Raw genomic sequence first — 15,805 nt, forward strand, 5'->3', positions numbered from 1 at the left:
GACCTTGCAGGAGATTTTCAAAAACTTATACAAAGGCAGAGCTTGTATAAGTTTTGGTGGCAGGCTATAAAAAAGGTAGGCCATTACCTGCTCACCTTGTGACTATGAATATTCAATTCCTGCCGCATAAGATTCCCGTTGGTATCAGCCGCTGTGCCGTGGGTGATCCAGTTCGATATAACGGTAGCCATAAGCACAGCAAAGTCTGCACTCAGCTGCTGGGTAATTGCTTTGATCTGCAAGCTTACTGCCCGGAAGTGGCAATAGGCTTGGGAGTGCCCCGCCCGCCAATTCACCTGATTGTCAGTGATCGCCTGCGCGCAGTTGGGCGCGATGACACCAATATCGATGTGACAGAGGATCTTGAGGCTTACGCAGACGAGATAAGTCCGGAAGTCGAGCAGTTGCGCGGTTTTATCCTGATGCAAAAGTCTCCCAGCTGCGGTGTGCGTACTACCCCCCATTACAAAGAAGATGGTCGCGGTGTACTGGCGCATTCGGCAGGTCTATTTGCTGCGCGTGTGAGAGAGAATTTCCCCCACCTCCCTATGGAGGAAGTAGGGCGGCTGAATGCCAGCGATATTCGCGAGAACTTTTTAACCCGAGTATTTGCTTACGATGCTTGGCATCGCTATGTATCGCCGGATCCTCGACCCGCTAAAGTTATTGAGTTTTACACCGCTTATAAGTACCTCTTGCTAGCCCATAGCCAGCCTCTGACCCGTGCCTTGGGTCAGTTTGTTTCCAACTCTCGTGCGGTGACCCCCGAAGAGTTCGCTTATGAAATTCGTGGGCGGATTATGGATATTCTCTCCCAACATGCATCGCGCAAGGATCGAACCAATGCACTGATGCACAGCCAGGGGCACTTAAAGGGCTATTTAAGCCGGGAAGAGCGGGCTGAACTGGCCCAGCTTATCGAGGAGTACCGGCAAGGGCATAAACCGATTTCGGCGGTGCTTACTATGCTCCGTCATTACTTGCCGAGAAGCCCACACCACTTTATCCACAGCCAGGTCTTGCTCGCTGCCGAGCCGGCTGAATTAGGTTTATGTGAATTTCGATAATGAGCGTCATGTCCGACCCAGAAGTTGTTGAAAAAAACTATTTTCCGATTCGTGAGATAGCTCGGAGGACCGGGGTGCATCCCGTGACCTTACGGGCCTGGGAGCGCCGCTATGGTTTACTAAAACCCATGCGCACCAGCAAAGGGCATCGACTTTATAGTGAAGAGGAAGTCGAGCAGATTGAAAAGGTCCTGCAATGCCTCGCCAGGGGCGTTTCCATTGGTCAAGTGCGAGACCTGTTGGCGCGAGAGCAGGACAATTTAGGGGTGCCAGCGACTGCAGGCGATGGAAAAAACAATTGGCAGGCGATGCTGGATGAAACCTCCAGTCTTCTCAGAGACTTTGCAGAACCCCAGCTGCGCCGCCGTCTCGATCAGTGGTTTTCCTCATTCCCTGCAGCTTTGCTGTTGGAGCACTGGCTGAAACCTTTGCATGTGCGGCTTGAGCGATTTCGCCTACCTGAAGCCCATGGGGCGCAGACATTTTTCTGGCCTCTGTTAAATGAACAGCTACTTCTGACTAATGGTATGGCCAGGAAAAACCTGGACAAAGACAAGTCCCAGGCGAAGCCCCGTATTCTTTTACTGGAAATTGGCTTTCAGGGCCAACAGGCATTTATACAGATGTTTATTGCGGTGCTCCTTGCCGCAGGAATAGAGGCCGTTACCCTGGCTTATCCTGCGGGATTATTGGAGCTGGGAAGTACAGTCAAAAAACTGGGTGCTCAGGGAGTGCTTTGCTATAGCCACAAGGCTATGCCGAAAAATATTCTTGAACGTGAGCTACCAAGTGCTGTTCAGGGGATGACTGATCCTCTGTGGCTTGCGGGTGATTTTATTGAGGTGCAGCGTTTGGCTTTGACTGAACTGAACCGACTCCCTTTAACAAAAGTACTTGCCGGAAATACAGAGAGCGCAGTTACACAATTGCGGGAGTCTTTAAAGCTATGAGTCGCCCAGTGACTTTGCCACGTGGCCTGGTATGGCTACGCAGTGACTTACGCCTCAATGATAATTCAGCACTTTACCAAGCCAGTATGCAATGTCAGGAGGTGGCTGCTGTATTTATTGCCTGTCCGGGTACCTGGCAGAGCCATGACGAAGGCAATCCATTGGTGACTTTTCGTATCGCCTGTTTGCGTGAATTACAAGATGGATTAGAGGAGCGAAATATACCGCTGTACTTCATTGAAGTTCCTACTTTTGTTCAGGTTCCAGGGGTTCTTCAGCAAATAGTTGAGCGCCTGAATATCAATGCTCTCTATGCGAATGCTGAATATCCACTCAATGAGCTGCGCCGTGATAATGCAGTAAAAGATTTACTGACAAATGAGGGGGTTCAGGTTCAATTCTATAGTGACCGCACCCTGCTTCCACCGGGAGCAGTAAGAACCGGCGGAGGGGAACCCTACAAGGTGTTTACCCCCTTCAAGCGTGCACTGATTCAATTGTGTGCCGATAGTGAAGTAAAAACCTTGCCTAAGCCTCGGAAAATTTCTACTCGGGAAAATGGAGCACATTGGCCAAAGTGGCTTTCTTTATCTGAAGGGCAGAAATTAAGCCAAAAGATTCCAACGCAACTGTCGACATACTCGATAGATAAGATCGACGATGCAGGCCTGATTAAAGGGTGGCAAGCAGGAGAAAAGGCGGCACTGAAACGGCTCAAGAAGTTCGGTGGAAAAATATCTGCTTATCAGGTAGAGAGAGACTTTCCAGCACTCGATAGTACCTCCTGCTTATCCCCCTACCTAAATAGTGGTGCTGTTTCGATTCGCCAATGTATAGCTATGGCGTTGGATATGAATGAGGGACGTTGGCTGGGTGGAGATGATGGGGCGGCCTGTTGGATTAGCGAATTAATCTGGCGGGAGTTTTATACCCATTTGTTGGTGGACTTTCCCCGTCTGAGTAAAGGGAGGCCATTCAAGCAGGAAACTGACCAAATTCCCTGGTCCTACAATAAGGGTCAGTTTGAGCGTTGGACTTTGGGGGAGACTGGGGTTCCGATAGTTGATGCAGCGATGCGACAGTTAAATGAGACTGCCTGGATGCATAATCGATTGCGTATGATAGTAGCTTCATTTCTCAGTAAAAATATGCTGATAGATTGGCGCTGGGGTGAGCGCTACTTTATGCAGCGCTTAATTGATGCAGACTTTGCTTCCAACAATGGGGGCTGGCAGTGGACTGCCTCCACGGGTACTGATGCTGCACCCTATTTTCGTGTATTTAATCCTTATAGTCAGTCGCAACGTTTTGATCCCAATGGAGATTTTATCCGCAAATTTATACCTGAGCTAAAGGAGCTGAGCGACAAAGCCATACACGATCCACCGCCGACTCAAGGCTATCCTCAAGTGATTTGCGATGTGGGGGCTGGACGGAAGCGAGCGATTGAAGTTTTTGCCAATTTGAAGTGAATTTGAGTGCGACAATGCGATTTAGAACGCTTCATCCTCAGTATGAGCCACGATAGATAGCTCGCCATTTAAATCGAGTTCCACAAAGAAAACGATAGGTCTACAGCAAACTTGGCAGTCCTCAGTGTACTGTTGAGGCAAAACTGATGAATCAACCAGTATTTTTATGATTTCACCACAATAAGGGCAGTAAATACTTCTCTCAACTATTACCTCTGGCACAGGATAACTCCGTCTGGTGATTGTCAGATTTCCTTCTTTAGTCCATGCGAGTTAATAGCATAACTATACTTCAACCTTTAGTCAGTCCCCTCTAATTGCAGAGTTACTCAGAAACTCCTTAAAATAGGAAGAGGTAGCCATGAAAATTGCTATGGCGCTGTTGGTTGTCGTATTTATTGTCTTTTCATCTGAGATGTATGCAAGCTCGCGTAGTGAAGTTTCTGATCTTATTAAAAATTTCTACAGCACATTTAATAGTTCATCTCCGCCGAGTAGTTTGAAGAAGTACTTTGCTCAATCCCCTTTGTTTTTTATCGGTGAGCAGCCGGGGTTGTCTAATCATCCCGATTTAATCCCCGTAATTATCGGCCAGCTGCGTAAAACTATGGATCTAGAGACATATCCATTTTCTGGATTATATATAGAGAAAATTTATGTTTCAGAAGATGGCTCAGCAACATCGCTTGTTGTTTTTCAGCGATCCAAATCAAAAGAAAGGAGTAGGAAAGCTGCCTGCAATATCTTGTCAATAGCAAAACTAGAAGGTGGCTGGAGGATTATGGGGTGGACACTGATTTCGACTTCGGATGAGCGGGTCTGTACTTGGGCCTAAGTAAGTCTGTGTAAGGTTATGAATTCCAAAATGTGTTAACAAGGGTGAGTATAAAAAGTAGAGGCTTGTGACTAGTATCGATAACACTGATGAGGGGGGTTGTTGGGATGTCCCCCTTTTTTCGATTATAGTGGCGCAATTATAAGTATAGATAGAAGGAATGCCGAGTTTAGCTAGGCATAAGTCGTCATTATGGGGTACTTTCTTGAGTTTGGATTTTTGGGGCTTTTCGTATCAGCATTCCTGGCAGCGACCATTCTGCCGCTAAGCTCAGAAATTGTAATGACTGGTCTATTGCTCCAGGGGCTCTCCCCTTGGGCCCTGATAATAGTCGCCACTACTGGGAATGTAGCGGGCTCTCTTCTCAATTATGCATTAGGCTACTGGGCCAGCTTGGGCATGATCAAGAAATGGTTGAGAATGTCTGAAGAGGAATTTGTAAAGGCTGAACAGAGATTTAAAAAATATGGGGTATTCTCCCTGTTTTTTTCCTGGGTGCCTATTATTGGTGATCCCCTTACTGTAATGGCTGGTATTCTAAGAATTCGCTTGGTTTGGTTTTTGTTGTTGGTTGCCATGGGTAAATGTCTACGCTATCTGGTGATTTGCTATATGGTATTGCAAGCATCTTGATATGGATATTAAGTTAATAAAAGATCTTGGTTTGGTATTTTGAGAGGATTTGAAGTTTGATTTAGGCGGTCATCTTTTTAAGCTTGAAAAAATTCTTTGGGATCTGGTTTGGGTAAGCTTCATGTTTTCATGTGGTGTTTCTATCGTTATGTAATGTAATTACCACAACATCCCTTAAAGCCTCCCCGGGAAAAAGAGGAGTGATGGGGCTTACGTAGTGTTTGAGCGACCTGTCGTTCAAAACCAAAGCTTTTCCAGGGGTCAGTGTGCCATGAAATATAATTTCATTTTCATCCAAGTTGCTGATGAATGATTCCCCTCCATTGACATTATTTCTATTAATACAATTAATCGCTACATAGTCAAACCCATCTTGGTGAAAACCCTCAGGGGTGGGGTAAGCGTTGAATTCATCTGTAGCACGAACTCTTATCTGGTGGCACCCGACCTGATATTTTTTTGCCGGTATATATTGTTGGGAAATTAAGGATCCTCTGATCAACGAAGCATTTTTCCAGAATTAAGCTGAGCTGCTTGAAAAATTCACTTTATTACGCACAAACGCGTAATTTTCGCGTAATAGTCCCCTAATTTTTCATCTGAAACCCTCAATAGGTGGGTTTCAGGCGAACCACCCCTAGGCAGCCAAGTATTTTCTCCCTATTAATAAGTTGGTAAAGCCTGCCAGTAAGCACAGCCTCTCAGTATTTTTTACCAGTCCCCGATAGCGGACCTTGTCATAACCAAATACCCGTTTGATGTAGCGGAAGGGGTGCTCGACCTTCGCTCTTATCTGCGCCTTGATCTTTTCCGCTTTACGGAGTGCATCACGCCCTGGAAGAGTTTTTAGCTTGCTCGGCTTCATTGCTATATACCAATCCGCCTCCCGCTCTTTCAACTCTTCACGTTTCTCCGCACCAATGTACCCAGAGTCTCCCCAGATTCTTTTCTCCTCCCCGTGGAGAACTCGCTCTGTGGTTGTGACATCATGCGAATTCGCTGCTGTTGTATCTATGCTATGTATTACTCCGAGCACATCATCAACCCCGATATGCATTTTCATCCCAAAATGCCACTGATTGCCTTTCTTTGTTTGATGCATTTCCGGGTCACGTTCTTTCTTTTCATTCTTAGTTGAAGTTGGCGCAGAGATAATAGTGGCATCTACAATCGTGCCTTCACGCAGTACCATCCCATTCTCAGCAAGGTGTTTGTTGATTTCATCAAAAAGAGCTGCACCTAGCTGATTGAGCTCCAGTAAGTGGCGAAAGTTAAGAATCGTTGTTTCATCGGGAATTGGGCTACTCAAAGTCAATCCAGCAAAACTACGCATGGATTCAATTTCATACAGTGCATCTTCCATAGCGGGATCACTGAGATTGTAAAATAGCTGCATGCAATGAATACGAAGCATGACACTCAATGGATATGGCTGTCGGCCACGTTTACCTTGTGGGTAACAAGGAGTGATCTGAGCTTCTAGTCGCTGCCATGGGACGAGGGTTTCCATTTGAGAAAGAAACTTCTCTCGGCGAGTTATACGACGCTTTAGCTTATATTCTGCTTCGGCAAAGGTGACTTGGTGCATGATTCATCGTAGTCTTGATGGGTAGGTGAATATTACCAAATTGACTCAGAATTATTCAGAGGTTCCTTAAGTGTCTTACAATATTTTGTGAGAATATTCTAGCGATTGCTCCTAATGAGGGGTAGTGACGCTCTATATCCCCAAGGTACGTGTTAATTGTTTTACTCTGTATGAAGATGGTATTGTTGCTCCACTCAATTGAATTGCCACTATAGAGTCCTGAACTATATGTTCGGTAGCGATATGGATTTTGGGATTTTAGATATTCATCTGGAGGGAGGTGGGCAAAGCTGTCCGCAAGTTCTTCAGGAATGTACTTTAGGATTTGAGTAAATTGAAACATCCAATTCGCCCTGCTACACGAATAAGATAAGGGAATGATATTAGGTTAATGTGAGTGAAAGATTTTTACAATTATTAAGGGCTGTTTTTTTATTTATGGGATGTTGAATTGATCTGGGAAGGGTGGCTAATAACTAGGACCCCTTCCTGAAGTAGTAGTCTGAAAAGTTATTGAAAGGGGTTAAGGTATTTTAAAGGCTATCGAAATCCTGCAGTTTTTGTTGAATTTCTTTTAAGTGTTCCGGATGTGCAGTAGAAATTTTGGCCGCTTGTAAGGCGAGCCTATAGGCTGTTGGAAATGCTTTCTCCCGAGATGTCTCGATATCTGGTTTTACACCAGTCCCCTCCCAGTTAGTTTTGGTAATCGGATTAACTGCCTTAGCGATAGGGATTGCTATTTTAAAGCCATTCCCAAGGGGGAAGTACTGCCAGGGATTTGCCCCACCTTTGGTAGCCTCTCCAATAATGGTTGCACGGTCCAGGTGCTTTAAATAGTACGCAAAGGCCTCTGCTGCTGAGAAGGTATCGCTACTGGTTAATATATATACCGGGGTGTCTGCTACCTTTTTACCCTGAACCTTTTCCTGACTCCATATCTCTGTAACATTGCCCGCGGGCTTCCAGTGGATGCTATTGAGGTGGGTGGGTTTATCAAAAAGATAACCGCTGATAAGGCCGCCCATAAAGCCATTACCACCACCATTCTTTCTCAGGTCAAAAATAATAGCGCTAGTATCTTGGATTAATGCCATAGCTGCAGCCACTCGACCTTGGGACTCCTCGTTAACATGGTCAAACCCCAGAAAGCAATTTAGCCGATGTTACCCTCTAAAACTTCGACTCGGGTAAATCCAGAATTTTTTCTGCTGAGCTTACTAAACCAATCCTCGTGTTTCGGCTGCTATTGGGGAGATTCTGGATCATCCCAGCTTACGCCAAAGTGTTTATCATGCTTTGTTAAAGCAGATTTAATAATTCCAGCCACTGACTCTGTATTAGTGGCTTGCCTGAATGCCTCTGACTCTGCAACTTTATTTAATGAAGAGTGAATCGCTTCCAGGTTTTCTTGCAGGACATAGTTGGAGGCAATCTTTTTCTCGATAGAATTAATAAGCTCCAACTTCCTTTCCTGAGAAATTTCAGTGCCGATTGCCGTAAGTGAACAGGAGAGCAAAAGTTAGGTTAGTAATTGTTTCTTCTTATCCATGATTTATATTTACTTATTGGTTTTCAGATGTTAACGATAATACGCAATCAAGCCGTAATAGATAGTTTCGGAAGATCAAAGCTGGTTAACACTAAGTATATCCAGAGGCGCTAAGGGGCCAGTTTCGCACCTATACCGGGATTGGAGTTTGCCCTCCATCTTTGAAGATTAAAGTTAATCTAAATACAGCGAAAACTTGAGGGAGATTGCTGCGAGTCAGGTGAAAGGGGCATGGGGAGCGGACGGGACGTCAAAAAAGAATATCGTAATGAAGCTTTGTACATAGCCCTGGGGTTTTCCTGGCTCCGTTTAATAGTGTTCAATTGCAGTGGGATGGGGTGATACCTTGCTTAAGTTATACTCATTACTCGCTCTCTCTGGGGCGCCAGGATCGTCCTGAATAACTGAGACTAAAAATCTATTTTTAGTCGCGATCCACCTGAACACACTGGCCCCCGCATTATCTGCGGGAATACCTGAGAAAAGCTCCCTCTAATGCGAAATTGACGGTCATATAGCGGCACCGATTACCCAGATGGTTGTTACCTTAGCCCCTATAAATGGCTGCTAAATAGTGAAAAACGTGACAAATTTTACCCCCAGGTTCAGCTTGCAAAGTGAGGCTTTGAATGGTGAGGACGCCAATGTTTGGGCTGTGAGTGACCGAGCTCACGATCTCGCCAATAAAGGGGAGGATGTCATCTTTCTCTGTGTAGGTGATCCCAACTTTGACACCCCCGAGCCGATCCTCGACTTTGCCCGCGCTCGCCTGGGAGTGGGGCGCACCCACTATTCCCCTGCGGCCGGGGAGCCAATGTTGCGCAGGGCTATCGCGGATATCGAGAGCAAGGTCTCCCCCCACCCCTGTAATCCGGATGATGTTGTTGTTTTCCCCGGTGGAACCAACGCGATCTACGCAGTACTTGCCTGCCTGCTAAACCCCGGTGAGGAGATAGTAATTCCCGAGCCGATGTATATCGGCTATGTCCCCATTTGTGATGCCTTGCGCCTCTCCGTAAAACGGGTCACCTGCCCGGCGGAGACCAATTTTGCTTTTGATGTCGACGCTATCAAGGCCTCCATCAGTGAGCAGACCAAGGTCGTTATGATCAATACGCCGGTAAACCCGACTGGCGCGATGGCTACCCCTGAACAATTGCGCGAGTTGGCGGCATACTGCCGCGAGCGCAATATTTGGCTGGTGTGTGATGAAGTTTATTCAATGATCACCTTTGCCCGCCGCCACACCTCTCTGCGTACGGCAGCGGAGTCGCTGGATAATATTGTTGTGGTTGATGGCTTGTCCAAATCCCACGCCATGAGTGGCTGGCGCCTGGGGTGGGCAGTGGCTCGTGGTCCCCTGGTAGATCGTTTGATTGCTTTTGCAGGGGCGACAATTTTTGGCTGCCCTCAGTTCATCCAGGAGGCTGCAGCCTTTGCCCTGGAGTTTGATAGCTACTTCGTGAAGCAGATGCGGGATGCCTATCAGCAGCGTCGAGACCTGATTGTTGAGAGGATTGGCCAGATACCTGGCTTGAGTTGCTACAGCCCTGAGGCTGGGATGTTTGTTATGGTGGATGTCTCCAAGGTATCCAGCTCCGGACAAACCTTCGCTGAAGCCCTTTTGGATGCTGAGCGGGTCTCGGTACTGCCTGGCGCGCCCTTTGGTAGCAGTTCAGTGAATAATGTTCGCCTCACCCTGGCGGCTGATGAGGCCGAGTTGTCGCGGGCCTTGGATCGCATTGAACAGTTCGTCACCAGTGGTAACCGCCAGGCCGGTTAGGCCTTTGCCGGGAGGCTGGTTGTCGCCAAATTCGCTTTTGAAGTGATGACAAGTTTCCCATGCCGGTGGCTGTAATGTTTATGCCACCGGCGAATACCGCTATCCTTGCCCCCTTTCAGATTCAAAAGAAAATAGCTCCGTGAAAATTGACCGGCATAATTTGCGTATTTTGCAGGCCCTGCAATCAAACGCACGTACAAGTAACCTGAATTTGAGTGAAAAAATTGGATTATCGGAAAGTGCCTGCCTGGCCCGGGTTAAACGCCTGACCAGTGAGCGCTATATCCGCGAGTTCTTTGCCGAGATAAACCTGGATAAAGTTCGGCATGCAGAGTTTTATGTAAACGTTGCGCTTAAGCGGCAGGATGCCCGTACCAGTGAGAACTTTCGCCGCATTATTAGCGATATTCCACAGATTGTTTCCTGTGTGAAGATGTCTGGTGAGTTCGACTATATGCTGCATTTCGTCTGCCCGGACGCAGCAGATTTTAATCGAGTCTCAGAGCAGTTGTTGGCCAATGAAGAGGCGGCGATTTCCCGTATGACTTCTCATTTGGTGATTGAGAAAACCAAGCCTTTTACCGGCTACCCACTGGAACTCTTGTTTCAGGACTGAGCCTTAAATTAACCGGTGCCCGTGATTTGCAGGGCGCCGGTTAATGTTCTCTGTTATGGGAAAACAATAAGCAGGCTGCGCTCAATCACCCAGTAGCAGGCAATGCCCCCCAGCGTATACGCGATCACTGTAGCGACTGGTATTCCGATACCTCCACCCTCCCCGAAAGAGTATTGTTCGCGGTTCCGAATGGCATACCCTAGCCAGAGTTTAAGGAGCTTTTGATACAAGTTGATTGCTGTAAGAACAGCAGTGATAAATACTAATTGCCCCACTTCCACACCGAGATTAAAAGTCAGTAATGCCTGGGGAATAGCCCCCTGGGGAAGCCCAATTTCCCCCAGTACACCGGCAAAACCCAAACCGTGTAAAAGTCCAAAAGCAAAGGCAATTGCCCATGGGTAGCGACTGGTCAAACTGAAAACACCATGCCTCTGGCGCACTGTCTCCCTGGCTGCCAGTAAAATACTGAGGGCGATAATCGCCTCCACTGGCGCCGATGGCAGATGGATATAGCCCAGTACGGCAGCAGCCAAGGTAATACTGTGGGCGATAGTGAAAGCAGTGATAGTGCCGATCAGCTGGCGAAGGCTTTGTTTGAGTAAGATCAGGGCCAAAACGAACAGCAAGTGATCGACACCGAGAAGAATGTGTTCAACGCCCAGCACAAAGTAAGTTTGGGCGACTTGGAACTCGCTGGCGGGTTGGTCAAGGGTCCATTCTGGCTGGTCTGGTGTCAGTCGGATAACTTGCTCACGCCCATCTAACCAGGAGATCCGCACTAGCGCATCGGTCATAGTGCTCTGTAGGCCATCGATATGAATCGACAGCTGTTGTAGCTCCCTGGGGTGATGGATGGTCCAGTGCTCTGTGTAGTAGCCCTTACTTATTTGCGCTCTGGGTTGGCTTAGGGGAGAGGCAGCTTGGTTCAAATGGACATTCAGAGCGAGGCGAAGATCGCCTTGTGCGGGCAATCGCCAAAGTACTTTAAATAATTGTGCATCAACTTGAGTGATGCCCAGGTAAGCCGGGCGCAGTTCGTGGGCAGATAGTATTGGAGTAGAGCTGAGGAGCAGAATGAACAGGAGTGGCCGTATGTGCATCACTTGACGGCAACCTCGGCTGAGAAGTTATCCGGCTTGTGGACAGTGACCTCGTAGTTTTTACGGTACTGGAGATACTGCTCCTGCAGAATCTTCTTTTGCGCCTGGAATTGCCAATCATTTAGCACGCGGCTGCGTATTTCAGCCAATGCCGGTAGCTGGGTGGACTTGATTTCCTCAAGGAGGACCAGGTGATCACCTAAGGTCGAGCGGACTGGACCACTCCACTTGCCAACAGGCAACTTGGATAATTGAGCGGAAAATCCCAGCCCAAATTGCCTGTCTATTCGTGGCTCTGAAGTGTCGATAAAAGCAGCTGGCAGTAGGGTTGAGTCTCCAATCATTGGCGAAGCCTGACCGCTGTTTAGCTGCATGAGTAAGTCGTTAAAATCACGTGAATCTGATGAGGCCAGATCCACTGAGAAAAATCGTTGTTGGAAAGATAGGGTGGGGGGATTCTGGTATTTATCAGCCTGACCTTGAAGGAATTTCTCCAATACTCGATCGCCAGGGTCTTGAGTGCCAGCGAAATTACGCGCCGTAAGTTCCATTTTCATTCGTAGGCGGCGGCGGATTACCGTATCGTTCTCGGCTAATCCCAGGGCAAGCGCTTCCCTGTAAAGTATTTCCTCTCTTAGGTAATTCTCAATAAGTTGCTCCAGCTCGCTATCGGTGGGGTACCTGTGCCACTTGCGCTCAAACACCGAACGTAGATGTTCGACGCGCCCCTCGCTGATAACAATCTCTTGTGCAGGCGGTTCCAGGATTTCTCCCAATCCCAATAGGATTAGGGCGATCGCAATAAAATACAGCAGGGGCTCTTTCGCCAATGACTTGAGGAAGGTGGTGGTATTCAAAAGCGCGGCCCTTATTTTGGAGTGGGTCGGAGTTGCGCTGTGGATTCTAATTATGGAAAGACATTCTCAGTTTGCCAGTAAGAAAATATTGATAAATCCATCGCTTTGTACCAAATTGGTGAATTGTTCCGGCGTATGGCGGGGTGTGGCTCATATATACTGTGACAGTACTCCAAAGCGGTGTTCCCCTTGTATAGGGGTGAGCAACAGAAATTAGAGGGGAGAATCGATTGAAATATTTGGGAAGAGTCTATTTGACACTCAATCTATTGGTTTTTGCTTCTATCGGCCTCTGGGCCCTGTTTAAACCGCAGAGCCTTGCGAATGAAGTGGATTTTTCATTTGATACCCCCGAAGCCATGCCCGAGTTTATGGCCACTTATGGCGGGTTTATGTTGGCTATCGCGGTGATTCTACTGGTGGCTTTGGCTATGCGCCCGCACCGCAGGGTTGCTTACGCTGCGATGTCTATCGCCTATATCGGCTTCGCTCTTGGGCGCCTCTACGGAATGTTATTTATCAGTGGTTTTGACCAGCGCAATTTAGTGCTTTTTGCTATCGAAGTCGTCTTTGTGATCTGGGGACTTTACTGTTACCGAGAATCCCGCTGGTTGCCTTTACAGCATGGCCATTAACACGGTTGTTACGGCTAGTAGAAAGGAGCCGGGGGAACCCCGGCACCCATTTAAGTAATTTGAGTGGGTTAAGCGTGAGCTTTTACGCCTTCCGCTGCGCTGTTGTCTATTTCCACCTCTTTTTCTCCCCCGTGTAATTGCCCATCCACCGCTTGCCGGAAGACCTGCTTGTAGTCCTTAAATTCTGTGCCCATCCAGCGATCCCACCAAGTGAAGTAAAAGCCGTAGTTGCCCTGGAAGCGCTGGTGGTGCAAGTCGTGGTGAGTCGTGGTGGTGAGCCTGTCCATAGGGCCGTCGACCCAGCTGCGGGGGTGGAACTCGCGGCCAGTGTGCAGCATGGCGTTGCGGAAGATACTGATAAATAAAAAGGTGAACCAAATAGTTGGATTAAGCGGCAGTATCAGGGCAATCAGGGGAGAGAAAGCGCCCATCAGGACCGCTTCACCTACGGAAAAACTGTATGCCGTCCAGGGCGTGGGTGTTCTGGACTGATGGTGTAGGCGGTGGAAGTGTTTAAACACCTTGGGATGGTGCATACCTCGGTGGGTCCAGTAAAAATAAGCGTCGTGGATCAAAATCACTACTGGCAGGCTGGCAATACTCCACCAGAGTGGATAATCGCTCCACTGCCAGTAAAATTTGGTCAGTCCCAGATCGTGCATCATGGTGGTAATAACCCCTACCAGGGTAAAGATACACACCGTTAATAGTGAATAACTCACCTCCCGCCGAATGTCTTTCCACTCGGCACGACGCTTTTGGATACGGCGCCGGTTCATCCAGGAGCGAAATAGCCAGCCGGCCAAAATACTCATTACTGAAGCGGCCAGCACATAGCGAAATAAACTCAACTGGAAATGTTTGGCTCCGTCCTGGGATATGTCGACTAAAAAATCCATATTCTCACCATCATTATTCTTCTATTGAAGGGAGACTCACCGGTGTTAAATCGGGTCTCGGTGAGCCGGGCACGCAGCGGGAAAATCGCTTTCACCGCGCTCCCAGTCTGGGAGCCTTTTACTTTGCGGGCTTACGGAATATGAAAAAATGCTGACGGATTCTTTCAGGAGAGGATATTCAGGCGGGCAGCTTTTCCCGGCGGTACTCAGTGGGAGTTTGGCTGTGACGGCGCTTGAAAGCAGCGTTAAATGGGCTCAAGGAGCGATAGCCGATGTCCAGGGCAATGGTGAGCACTGGCAAATGGGCCTGCTCCGGATCTGCCAACCGGTTGCTGGCCTCATCAATACGAAACTGATTTAGGTATTCGTTAAAATTGCGATAACCCAGGTGGCGATTAATCAGCACACGCAGCACATGTTCGCGAATATCCAACTGCTCCGCGAGCTCCCTGATGGTGAGTCCGGTGTGGCGATAACCACCGTTGTGCATATGTTCCTGTAATTTTTGCAGCTGGGTTTGCTGTTGTTCATCCAATTCAGGTGGCGGAGCTAAAGGCTGTTCTTCCTCCTCTGGCTCGCTGCTCTTCGGGCGCGGCAGGGATTCTCCCAGAGCGCTGGGGGAAAGGGCCAGCAACCATAGGCAGGCAACCAGTGACAACAGGCTGGCAAATAGTGCGTGCAGTGTCGGTACACCGTTGGGAAGCGGGCGGTAAGCAAAGATAGATTCTGCGCCAATTACCACCAGCATATAGGCGCCGACGGCGATAAGTAGGGTTGTGCGCAGGCGTCGGCGCTCTGCGACCAAGTCCAGGTGAAATTGCCGCTGTAGTGTCAGTAGGCCGAGGCTGATTAAACCGAGTTTGAGTAGTTGCGAAAGGGTAAATAGTGGGGATTGCTGATCTGACGTCAATGGCAAGGGTGCGTGGTAGGCGACTATACCGATGACCAGGGTAATACCAATCGGGATCCAGCCCCACAGGGGAAAAGGTTCTTCCTCGCGGCATAACAGGTGAGTAAACAGCCAAAAAATTGCGGGAATCAGAGTAATTGGCAGGTTAAGCAAGAGCGCAGTAGGTCCACTCAATTGTGGCAGGATGGGCCAGAGTAAATAGCAGATCACGGCTATCAGCAGGGCCAGCAAACAGCGCCCGGCAACAAGCCGGTAATGGTGTATAGCAACCTTGGTTGCTGCCAATAAAAGAAGAGCGCATGCGCCGCCGGAGAAAAATAAGTAGCCGGCGGTCATCGTTTATCTCCAGCGCTCGGCCCAGGCATCCAGGACCTTGCTGCTATAAGTATGGCGGCCGTAGCTACCATTGTAATAGGCGAGGGCGTTGGCTAGATTGCCTTTGGCTTTTTTGATGTAGTGTTTAAGAATGGTACATCCGTACCTTAGATTGGTGTCCATATCGATCAGGTTATCGTCGGGTCGACCGATTTCATTTTTCCAGAATGGCATTACCTGCATCATACCCAGAGCGCCAACGCGGGATATCGCATAGGGGTCAAAAGCACTCTCAATCTGGATAACCGCCAATACGATTTCCGGGCGCAGCCCGGCCCGAGTTGCCTCCCGGTGGACGGCTTTCAGTACGTGCATCCGCCGCTTGGGATCTTTGATATAGCGGGACAGAGGCTGGGATTTAGACATTAGCCACACTTCCGCATCGAAGCGGTCCACAAAGCTGTCGGCCTGGGTAACTGCGTCCTGCAGGGCGAGGCGCAACTCCGGGTCGATCTCGGCTCTACTGCTTTGAGCTTGGGCGGCACAGCAGGTAAGGCAGAGCAACAAGAGGGCGGTGGCTTTTTTTATCATGG

Annotated in this window: 17 protein-coding genes and 1 pseudogene; 8 read left to right on the top strand and 10 right to left on the bottom strand. The window is 48.4% G+C overall.

What is annotated here, in order from left to right:
- Nucleotides 1-104 precede the first annotated feature (104 nt).
- From QT397_07110 to QT397_07120, 3 genes are read left to right on the top strand one after another with little or no spacing between them, the layout of a single operon-like run.
- Nucleotides 105-1,067 (top strand): DUF523 and DUF1722 domain-containing protein, encoded by a 963-nt coding sequence (locus tag QT397_07110; protein ID WNZ57110.1) that lies wholly within the window; start codon nt 105-107, stop codon nt 1,065-1,067.
- Between the two features lie 8 nt (nt 1,068-1,075).
- A complete protein-coding gene (locus tag QT397_07115; protein WNZ57111.1) occupies nt 1,076-2,017 on the top strand; it encodes a MerR family transcriptional regulator in 942 nt (313 codons plus the stop codon).
- Nucleotides 2,014-3,489, top strand: a complete 1,476-nt coding sequence (locus QT397_07120) for an FAD-binding domain-containing protein (GenBank protein WNZ57112.1) — start codon at nt 2,014-2,016, stop codon at nt 3,487-3,489. Before QT397_07115 ends, QT397_07120 begins: the two co-directional genes overlap by 4 nt.
- 21 nt (nt 3,490-3,510) lie before the next feature.
- Here QT397_07120 and QT397_07125 read toward each other — a convergent pair whose 3' ends face one another.
- Complete coding sequence (locus QT397_07125) at nt 3,511-3,711, bottom strand: CPXCG motif-containing cysteine-rich protein (protein ID WNZ57113.1); 201 nt, start codon at nt 3,709-3,711, stop codon at nt 3,511-3,513.
- Between the two features lie 139 nt (nt 3,712-3,850).
- On the opposite strand from QT397_07125, the gene QT397_07130 reads away from it, so the two are divergent.
- Nucleotides 3,851-4,324: a hypothetical protein gene (locus tag QT397_07130; protein WNZ57114.1), complete on the top strand. Its 474-nt coding sequence runs from the start codon at nt 3,851-3,853 to the stop codon at nt 4,322-4,324.
- Nucleotides 4,325-4,516: 192 nt separating this feature from the next.
- Nucleotides 4,517-4,957, top strand: coding sequence for a YqaA family protein (locus QT397_07135; protein WNZ57115.1), 441 nt, complete (start codon nt 4,517-4,519; stop codon nt 4,955-4,957).
- Nucleotides 4,958-5,084: 127 nt separating this feature from the next.
- On the opposite strand, the gene QT397_07140 is transcribed toward QT397_07135, so the two are convergent.
- The 4 genes and pseudogenes from QT397_07140 to QT397_07155 form a co-directional block, all read right to left on the bottom strand.
- The gene (locus QT397_07140; GenBank protein WNZ57116.1) at nt 5,085-5,459 is read right to left on the bottom strand and encodes a 2OG-Fe dioxygenase family protein; all 375 of its coding nucleotides are present in this window, start codon (nt 5,457-5,459) and stop codon (nt 5,085-5,087) included.
- A 106-nt stretch (nt 5,460-5,565) separates the two neighbouring features.
- A pseudogene (locus tag QT397_07145) lies at nt 5,566-6,545 on the bottom strand (IS5 family transposase).
- Nucleotides 6,546-7,078: 533 nt separating this feature from the next.
- Complete coding sequence (locus tag QT397_07150; protein ID WNZ58510.1) at nt 7,079-7,690, bottom strand: S41 family peptidase; 612 nt, start codon at nt 7,688-7,690, stop codon at nt 7,079-7,081.
- Between the two features lie 98 nt (nt 7,691-7,788).
- Nucleotides 7,789-8,007, bottom strand: coding sequence for a hypothetical protein (locus QT397_07155; GenBank protein ID WNZ57117.1), 219 nt, complete (start codon nt 8,005-8,007; stop codon nt 7,789-7,791).
- Between the two features lie 670 nt (nt 8,008-8,677).
- Here QT397_07155 and QT397_07160 point away from each other — a divergent pair.
- Both QT397_07160 and QT397_07165 read left to right on the top strand, forming a co-directional pair.
- Nucleotides 8,678-9,877, top strand: a complete 1,200-nt coding sequence (locus tag QT397_07160) for an aminotransferase class I/II-fold pyridoxal phosphate-dependent enzyme (GenBank protein ID WNZ57118.1) — start codon at nt 8,678-8,680, stop codon at nt 9,875-9,877.
- A 139-nt stretch (nt 9,878-10,016) separates the two neighbouring features.
- Nucleotides 10,017-10,493: an Lrp/AsnC family transcriptional regulator gene (locus QT397_07165; protein WNZ57119.1), complete on the top strand. Its 477-nt coding sequence runs from the start codon at nt 10,017-10,019 to the stop codon at nt 10,491-10,493.
- Between the two features lie 53 nt (nt 10,494-10,546).
- On the opposite strand, the gene QT397_07170 is transcribed toward QT397_07165, so the two are convergent.
- Nucleotides 10,547-11,596: a HupE/UreJ family protein gene (locus tag QT397_07170; GenBank protein ID WNZ58511.1), complete on the bottom strand. Its 1,050-nt coding sequence runs from the start codon at nt 11,594-11,596 to the stop codon at nt 10,547-10,549.
- Complete coding sequence (locus QT397_07175; GenBank protein WNZ57120.1) at nt 11,596-12,453, bottom strand: peptidylprolyl isomerase; 858 nt, start codon at nt 12,451-12,453, stop codon at nt 11,596-11,598. The genes QT397_07170 and QT397_07175 overlap by 1 nt, the downstream gene beginning before the upstream one ends.
- Nucleotides 12,454-12,683: 230 nt before the next feature.
- Between QT397_07175 and QT397_07180 the strand changes: the two genes are divergently transcribed.
- Entirely contained in the window at nt 12,684-13,088 is a 405-nt protein-coding gene (locus QT397_07180; protein WNZ57121.1) for a DUF4345 family protein, read from the top strand.
- Between the two features lie 68 nt (nt 13,089-13,156).
- Here QT397_07180 and QT397_07185 read toward each other — a convergent pair whose 3' ends face one another.
- From QT397_07185 to QT397_07195, 3 genes are all read right to left on the bottom strand, one after another.
- Complete coding sequence (locus tag QT397_07185) at nt 13,157-13,987, bottom strand: sterol desaturase family protein (protein WNZ57122.1); 831 nt, start codon at nt 13,985-13,987, stop codon at nt 13,157-13,159.
- Nucleotides 13,988-14,165: 178 nt separating this feature from the next.
- Nucleotides 14,166-15,233 carry a helix-turn-helix transcriptional regulator gene (locus tag QT397_07190; GenBank protein ID WNZ57123.1) on the bottom strand — a complete coding sequence of 356 codons (1,068 nt, stop codon included), beginning with the start codon at nt 15,231-15,233 and terminating at the stop codon, nt 14,166-14,168.
- Between the two features lie 3 nt (nt 15,234-15,236).
- Entirely contained in the window at nt 15,237-15,803 is a 567-nt protein-coding gene (locus QT397_07195) for a transglycosylase SLT domain-containing protein (GenBank protein ID WNZ57124.1), read from the bottom strand.
- Nucleotides 15,804-15,805 lie beyond the last annotated feature (2 nt).

Source organism: Microbulbifer sp. MKSA007, assembly GCA_032615215.1.
Taxonomy (GTDB): domain Bacteria; phylum Pseudomonadota; class Gammaproteobacteria; order Pseudomonadales; family Cellvibrionaceae; genus Microbulbifer.

Coding starts and splice junctions, on each gene's coding strand:
- QT397_07110 (WNZ57110.1), top strand. CDS start 105: ATGAATATTCAATTCCTGCCGCATAAGATTCCCGTTGGTATCAGCCGC.
- QT397_07115 (WNZ57111.1), top strand. CDS start 1,076: ATGTCCGACCCAGAAGTTGTTGAAAAAAACTATTTTCCGATTCGTGAG.
- QT397_07120 (WNZ57112.1), top strand. CDS start 2,014: ATGAGTCGCCCAGTGACTTTGCCACGTGGCCTGGTATGGCTACGCAGT.
- QT397_07130 (WNZ57114.1), top strand. CDS start 3,851: ATGAAAATTGCTATGGCGCTGTTGGTTGTCGTATTTATTGTCTTTTCA.
- QT397_07135 (WNZ57115.1), top strand. CDS start 4,517: ATGGGGTACTTTCTTGAGTTTGGATTTTTGGGGCTTTTCGTATCAGCA.
- QT397_07170 (WNZ58511.1), bottom strand. CDS start 11,596: ATGCACATACGGCCACTCCTGTTCATTCTGCTCCTCAGCTCTACTCCA.
- QT397_07185 (WNZ57122.1), bottom strand. CDS start 13,987: ATGGATTTTTTAGTCGACATATCCCAGGACGGAGCCAAACATTTCCAG.
- QT397_07190 (WNZ57123.1), bottom strand. CDS start 15,233: ATGACCGCCGGCTACTTATTTTTCTCCGGCGGCGCATGCGCTCTTCTT.
- QT397_07195 (WNZ57124.1), bottom strand. CDS start 15,803: ATGATAAAAAAAGCCACCGCCCTCTTGTTGCTCTGCCTTACCTGCTGT.